This is a genomic window from Ottowia cancrivicina, from assembly GCF_029813755.1.
Taxonomy (GTDB): Bacteria; Pseudomonadota; Gammaproteobacteria; order Burkholderiales; family Burkholderiaceae_C; genus Ottowia; species Ottowia massiliensis.
The window spans coordinates 1-5598 of the sequence record NZ_JARVII010000045.1; the positions used below are offsets into that span (position 1 = coordinate 1).

A 5598-nucleotide genomic window follows, 5' to 3' on the forward strand; every position below is an offset into this window, starting at 1 on the left:
CACGGCCCCTCAGGCCCCTTCAGCCCCTCCGGCTTCTTCGGCTTCTTCGGCGGATGCCTGCGCGCCGCCGCCTGATTCGGGCTTGCTGGCGCTGCTGGTCATGGCGCAGTTTCATGGCTTGCCTGCCGATGAGGCCAGGTTGCGGCATGAATATGGCGGCGCGGCGTTCGATGTCACCATGCTGCTGCATGCGGCCAAGAGCCTGGGCTTTGCCGCCAAGGCGGTGCGCCAGCCGCCGCAGCGCTTGCACAAGGCGCCGCTGCCTTGCATTGCGAGCGACAAGGAGGGGCGCTTTTTCATTCTGGCGAAGGTGGATGCGGGCGGGCGGCAGGAGTCGCAGCAGGAGCCGCAGCAGTGGCGCTTTCTCATCCAGCGCCCGGGCGAGGCGCCGCAGGCGCTGGGGCATGCCGCTTTCATGGGGCTGTGGAGCGGGAAGCTGGTGTTTCTGACGAGCCGGGCCAGTTATGCGGGCGAGCTGGCGCGCTTTGATTTCACGTGGTTCATTCCCGCAGTCATCAAGTACCGGCGGCTGCTGGGAGAGGTGCTGCTGGTGTCTTTCGTGCTGCAACTCATTGGGCTGGTCACGCCCATGTTTTTTCAGGTGGTGATGGACAAGGTGCTGGTCAATCACGCCATGCAGACACTGAATGTGATTGCCGCCGGGCTGCTGGCGGCCACGGTGTTCGAGGCGCTGCTCACGGGCATACGCACCTATGTTTTCGCGCACACGAGCAGCAAGATTGATGTGGAGCTGGGCGCGCGGCTTTTCAGGCACCTGATGGCGCTGCCGCTGGGCTACTTTCAGGCGCGGCGCGTGGGCGATTCGGTGGCGCGCATCCGGGAGCTGGAGAGCATTCGCAGTTTTCTTACCGGCAATGCGATGACGCTGGCGCTGGATTTGGTGTTTTCGGTGGTGTTCGTGGCGGTGATGCTTTTCTACAGCCAGGAGCTGACGCTGATCGTGGCCGCTTCCATTCCGGTGTATGTGCTGCTGTCGCTGCTGTTTACGCCGGTGCTGCGGGCGCGGCTGAACGAGAAGTTCAACCGGGGCGCGGAAAACCAGTCTTTTCTGGTGGAGACGATCAGCGGCATCGATACCGTCAAGGCCATGGCCGTGGAGCCGCGCTGGCAGCAGAAGTGGGATAGGCAGCTGGCCGGTTATGTGGCGGCGGGGCTGTCGGCCACGAATGTGTCCACGGTGGCGGGCAATGCGGTGATGCTGGTGAGCAAGCTGGTGACGCTGGGCATCATGTGGCTGGGCGCGTCGCTGGTGATTGAGAACCGGCTGACGGTGGGGGAGCTGATTGCCTTCAACATGCTGGCCGGACAGGTGTCTGGCCCCATTTTGCGCATGGCGCAGTTGTGGAACGACTTTCAGCAGGTGGGCATTTCCATGAGCCGTCTGGGCGACATTCTGAACGCGCGCACCGAAATTGAAGGCGGCAAGACGCGCCTGCCCCGGCTGGCGGGCGCGATTGAGTTCGATCAGGTGTCTTTCCGCTACCGGCCTGACGCGCCGGATGTCATCCGCAGCCTGCAACTGCGCATTGCGCCGGGGGAGGTGATTGGCATCGTGGGGCGCTCCGGCTCCGGCAAGAGCACGCTCACCCGGCTGGTGCAGCGCCTTTACGTGCCCGACCGGGGGCGCGTGCTGATTGACGGGCAGGACATCGCCATCGTCGATACCGCCAGCCTGCGCCGCCAGATTGGCGTGGTGTTGCAGGAAAACGTGCTGTTTGGCCGCTCGGTGCGCGACAACATTGCGCTGGTCAATCCGGCCACGCCCATCGAGGCCATCATGCAAGCAGCCAGGCTGGCCGGCGCGCACGATTTCATTTGCGAGTTGCCCGAGGGTTACGACACGCTGGTGGGCGAGCACGGCGCGGGCCTGTCGGGCGGGCAGCGCCAGCGCATCGCCATTGCCCGCGCGCTGCTGGGCGACCCGCGCATTCTCATTTTTGACGAGGCCACCAGCGCGCTGGATTACGAGTCGGAAAAGATCATTCAGGACAACATGCGGCGCATCTGCCAGGGGCGCACGGTGCTCATCATTGCCCACCGCCTCTCGGCCGTGCGCGATGCCGACCGCATCATCGTGCTGGAGCGCGGCCAGATTGCCGAAGAAGGCCGCCACGCCGCGCTGCTGACCAATCCGCAAGGCATCTACAGCCACCTGTACCGCTTGCAACAGGGAGGGCGTGCATGAGCTTGCGCCACCGCTGGCAGGCCTGGCGCGAGCTTTGGGGCCGCTACGCCCGCGCCTTTGCCTGGCACTGGCAGCGCCGCGATCAGCTGCAAGGCCGCATGCTGCGCGAAGACGAAGCGCAATTTCTGCCCGCCGCGCTGGCCGTGCAGGAAACGCCGCCTTCGGGCACGGCGCGCCTGATCGCCTGGCTGCTCATGCTGCTGGTGCTGACGGCCTTTGCCTGGGCGCTGATCGGGCGCATGGACATCGTCGTCACCGCCCAGGGCAAGGTCATTCCCAGCGAGCGCAGCAAGGTGATCGCCGCTGTGGAAACTGGCAGCGTGATCGCCCTGAACGTGCGTGAAGGCCAGCGCGTGCGCGCGGGCGATGTGCTGCTGCAGCTGGACACCAGCGCGCTGGACGCCGAGCGCGACCGCGCCCTGGGCGAGCGCAACGAATCCGTCCTCACCCTCGCGCGCAACCAGGCGCTGCTGCAAGCCCTGCGCCACGGCCGCCCGCCTGCCTTGCCGCCGCTGGCGCAGCTCAACCGCGACAGCGGCGCCACGCTGGATGCCAGCCGCTGGCAGGCCGCCAGCGCCCATGTGCTGGGCCAGTGGCAGGACTACGCCGCGCGGCGCAAAAAGCTGGCGGATGACATCGCCCACTACGGCCAGGCGCTGCCGCTGGCCGAGCGGCAGGCCGCCAGCTACAAGGCGCTGGCCGCCACGGGTGATGTCTCGCGCGATGCCTGGCAGGACAAGGAGCAGGCCCGCCTGCAATTGCAGGCGCAGCTGCAAGAGGCGCGCAACCAGCAGGCAGGTCTGGCCGCCGAGGTCACGCGCCAGGCGCTGGACGAAATTGCCCAGGCCCGCCGCACTGCCGCCGCTGCCGCGCAAGACGCCTTGCGCGCCGCCAGCGCCAGCCGCCTGCACACGCTCAAGGCGCCCATTGACGGCACCGTGCAGCAGCTGGCCATACACACGCTGGGCGGCGTGGCGCAGGCGGCCCAGCCCATCTTGCACATCGTGCCCAGCGGCGGGCCGGTGGAGGTGGAGGCCTTCATGGAAAACAAGGACAAAGGCTTCGTGCACGCCGGGCAAAGCGCCGCCGTGAAGGTGGATGCCTTTGAGTACACCAAATACGGCACGCTGCCCGGCAGCGTCTCCCACGTTTCGCAAGACGCCATCGCCGACGAAAAGCGCGGCCTGATCTACAGCGTGAAAGTGCAGCTGGAGCGCGCCGAGCTGAACGTCAATGGCCAGCCCACGCCCATCACGCCCGGCATGTCGGTCAGCGTGGAAATCAGAACGGGCGAGCGCCGCATCATCGAATACGTGCTCAGCCCGCTGCTGCGCCACACCCACGAGGCCCTGAATGAGCGCTGAACGTTTGCGCTGGCTGCCTGGCGCGTTGCATGGCGCAGCGCTTGTCGTGCTGCTGGCCGCGCTGGCGCCGCCGCCTGCCGCCGCGCAGACCGGGCCTGAATGGCCGCAGGCCGCTGACGCCTCTGGCTGGCGTGACCGCCTCACGCCTTGGCAAGACCCGGCGCGCACCCGCCCGGCGCGGCTGGAGCAGCCATTGAACAAACTACTGGATACGCCGCCCCCGCCCGATCTGATGGCGCTGCCGCCCGCGCCCCCCGCAAGCGGGCTGGACTGCGGCCCGCCAGGCGGCGGCCCCGGCTCCGCCGCCGCACCGGCCCGCGCGGCCGCCAGCCCGCAGCACAGCCAGTGGGCGCTGCAAACCCTGCTGAGCGGGCAGCCAGACGCGCCGGCGGGCCAGCCGCCGCTGCTCACCCTGCCTGCCGCCATGCATCTGGCCCTGTGCCACAACCCGCAAGTGCGCGCCACCTGGCCCGCCATTGCCCAGCAGGCCGCGCAAGTGGGGCAGGCGCAAAGCGGACGCTGGCCCCAGGTGAGCGCGGGGCTGGCCCGCCAGCGCAGCCGCGTCAGCTATGGCCCCTCCGACGTTCCCAGCCACACCACCTGGGCCACTTCCAAAAACGCCGTCATCGCCTGGCGCTTGTGGGACTGGGGCGCGCGCAGCGCCCGCACGGCCGCTGCGCAGGCCCAACTGCAAGCGGCCCTCTACACGCAAGACGCCACCGTTCACCAAACGCTGACTGAACTGCTGCAAACCTGGGGCCGCGCCCAGGCCGCCCAAACGCGCCTGCACACCCAGCAAACCCTGGCTCCGCTGGCCAGCCGCACCGTGCAAGCCGCGCGCCGCCGTCAGGCAGGCGGCGCAGGCAGCGCCCATGACACCGTGCAAGCGCAGGCCGCGCAAGCGCGCATTCAGCTTGAACTGAGCCGCGCCCAAGGCGAATACGCCGAAGCCGCCGCCCGCCTGGCCTACCTCACTGGCCTGCCCGCCGCGCAGCCTTTGCGGCTGCAAGACGTTTTTCCGGCTGGCAGCGAAGAAGGCGGCGCAGACGACATCGGCCTTTCCGCTGACGCCGATGCTGATGGCCAAACCGCAGCGCATGACCCGGACCAGCCGGCTGACTTGGGCCATGCATCTTCCCCGGCCTTGCCGCCCCTGCCGGACTGGCTGGAACAGGCCCGCCAGCGCCACCCCGCCATTCTTGCCGCGCGGGCGCAGTGGCAAGCCGCACAAGAAGCTTTGCGCGCCGCGCAATCCGAAGGGCTGCCCACGCTGGATTTGAACCTGGCCCACTACCGCAATGGCCGCCCCAACAACGCCATCACCGCCAGCCGCACGCATGAAAACGTGCTGGGCCTGAGCCTGACCGTGCCCCTGTTCGACGGCTTTGCCAGCACCTACAAAGTCCGCGCCGCCCAGGCGCAGGCCGAGCAGAAATACATTGAATACCAGGCGGCCCAGGAGCAAACCCTGCAAACCTTGGCGCAACTGCACACCCAGACCCGCGCCACCTGGCAAAACCTGCGCCTGGCCAGGCAGCTGTGGCGGCTGTCCATGCAAGCCGCCCAGTCCACGCACCGCCAGTACGCCGCAGGCGCCGCCGACATCACCCAGCTCAACCAGAGCCTGACCCAGCTCCAGCAAGCCCAGCTTGAGCTGTCCCAGACCCTGACCGAATGGAACCGCGCCCGCCTGAGCCTGTGGCTGCAAGAGGCGGCCATTCACTGAAGAGCCGGTTCAAGATCCTTCTGTCGTTTGTGCCTTGCAGCTCATTCCAATTTCGCACTTTCGCCCCTCACAGGCAGATCATGAGCAGGTTCTGGGGCGCGCTGGAATCCGGGCCGTTTCTGCGTCTTTGAGCAGATTCTCAATCCGCGTTTTTTTCGTGCAGCAGTGCGCGCGCGTTGGCCGCCATGGCGTCAGCGCCGATGCCGCAGGTTTGATACAGGCGCAGGCGGCCTTGCGGGTCATACATGTAGCTGGCGGCGGTGTGATCGAGCGTGTAGCTGTTTTCAATGGGGCCGGGCGTC

The 5598-nt window shown here is 67.6% G+C and carries 3 protein-coding genes; all 3 read left to right on the forward strand.

Features of this window, described 5'->3' with window-relative positions; genetic code table 11:
* Window positions 1-100 precede the first annotated feature (100 nt).
* From QB898_RS12740 to QB898_RS12750, 3 genes are read left to right on the forward strand one after another with little or no spacing between them, the layout of a single operon-like run.
* Complete coding sequence (locus QB898_RS12740; protein ID WP_279525256.1) at window positions 101-2206, forward strand: type I secretion system permease/ATPase; 2106 nt, start codon at window positions 101-103, stop codon at window positions 2204-2206.
* The gene (locus QB898_RS12745; RefSeq protein WP_050716203.1) at window positions 2203-3570 is read left to right on the forward strand and encodes an HlyD family type I secretion periplasmic adaptor subunit; all 1368 of its coding nucleotides are present in this window, start codon (window positions 2203-2205) and stop codon (window positions 3568-3570) included. Before QB898_RS12740 ends, QB898_RS12745 begins: the two co-directional genes overlap by 4 nt.
* Window positions 3560-5296, forward strand: a complete 1737-nt coding sequence (locus QB898_RS12750) for a TolC family protein (protein WP_279525255.1) — start codon at window positions 3560-3562, stop codon at window positions 5294-5296. The genes QB898_RS12745 and QB898_RS12750 overlap by 11 nt, the downstream gene beginning before the upstream one ends.
* The last annotated feature ends 302 nt before the right edge of the window (window positions 5297-5598 follow it).

What these genes read in the sequence shown, in the direction of transcription:
- QB898_RS12750 (WP_279525255.1), top strand. Translation starts at nt 3,560, where the DNA reads ATGAGCGCTGAACGTTTGCGCTGGCTGCCTGGCGCGTTGCATGGCGCA.
- QB898_RS12745 (WP_050716203.1), top strand. Translation starts at nt 2,203, where the DNA reads ATGAGCTTGCGCCACCGCTGGCAGGCCTGGCGCGAGCTTTGGGGCCGC.
- QB898_RS12740 (WP_279525256.1), top strand. Translation starts at nt 101, where the DNA reads ATGGCGCAGTTTCATGGCTTGCCTGCCGATGAGGCCAGGTTGCGGCAT.